1 protein-coding gene is annotated in these 1,419 nt (G+C 37.3%); it reads right to left on the reverse strand.

What is annotated here, in order from left to right; genetic code table 11:
- Positions 1-212: 212 nt before the first annotated feature.
- A partial coding sequence (locus PX636_RS15810) for a glycoside hydrolase family 10-like protein (protein WP_288117774.1) occupies positions 213-1,419 on the reverse strand: 1,207 nt, incomplete at its 5' end.

The raw sequence follows: 1,419 nt of genomic DNA on the forward strand, positions 1-1,419 counted from the left end.
TCACAAGGCAGCCGAGAAACAGTAAAATAGGTTTAGCGATCGAGCTTCGGTTATGTCTGATCAGCATGGATAAAGTGATAAAAGAGAGTCTTCTTTCATTCTAGCGATTCTAGTTTCTCCCTGCTGCTTTTTCTTAATTTAAAGATAAACTTAAGAAACTATAGCCTGGTTAGGGCAATAATTTAGCTGAAAGTCAGCAATTTTCCCTAATTTTAGCGAGGATTAGCAGACTGGAGTATTTCTCGAAAAATCCTGCGTCGATAGGAAGGAGATTCATTGCTCATATTCCATAAAGTTTCGTAGAAAAAGAAAGAAACACCAAAATTTTGCTGTCTCGATTTTTCCACTTGTTGAGTAATATTAACCATCGGAATCGGACGACCTTTTAAACCAGATAAAATCCCAATAGCTACGGGGATAGATTCTCTAGCTTGCTGTAATTCTGGTTGAGATAATTCCCAGTCAAAGGCGTTCATATCAGTTCGATACACTTGTATTATTAACTCATCAATCAAGTTTTTTTGTTGCCATTTTTGCCAATCTAAAAGATAGGATTCTAGGGAGAAAGTGTAGGGATTAGGAGATAGGGAAATAATCGCTGTAGGTTGGCGCTTTTTAATCATCTGGGCTAAACTATTCATATAGTCAGTAATTTTATCGGCCCGCCATTGAATCCATGCTTTATCTTGGTAATCTTGCGGGGGTAATTGTCCCGAATGTTCCCTTTGATAGAGTTTAATCGTGGTTTCATCATAGCCAAAATCGGTGGGATAACCAAAATGATCATCAAACTGAATTCCTTCTATATCGTAGTTAGTAATAATCTCGCTGACTAAATCCGTAATAAAGTTTTGTACTTGCGGATGTAAGGGATTTAACCACACCCGTTGATGCACTTTTCCTTCCCACCAAATCACACTTTTATCCTGTCTTTGGGTTAACCAATCGGGATGTCGTTTGGCTAATTCTGAATCCGCAGGAGCCATAAAACCAAATTCAAACCAGGGAATAATTCTTAATTTTTTCCGATGACCTTGGCTAATTATTTCCTCTAAAAAGTCGCGATTTTTTAAAGATTCATGGGGATCGATCGCTCGTCCTGTCACTTTTTCTGCTACCTTAGAAGGATAGAGTGTATAACCCCAATTCCAGACCGTGGGATAAATAGTGTTAAAGTTTAAATCAGCCAACCTATCAAGGGCATCTTTTAGGGTTTCTGGTTTAAATAATACCTCACTATCGATATTAGTTAACCAAACTCCACGAATTTCAGGTTTTGCTTGGGTTTGATTGCTGGATTGTGCTGGATAATTAAAGGTTATCGTCATGATACAAGCAAAGATAATTAAAAATATTAACCAGCTTATTTTCCCGTATCTTTGACTATAAATCACTAAACCATCGGCGAAATTATTAAAA

The sequence above is a fragment of the Microcystis sp. M53598_WE2 genome (assembly GCF_030067735.1).
Taxonomy (GTDB): Bacteria; Cyanobacteriota; Cyanobacteriia; order Cyanobacteriales; family Microcystaceae; genus Microcystis; species Microcystis aeruginosa.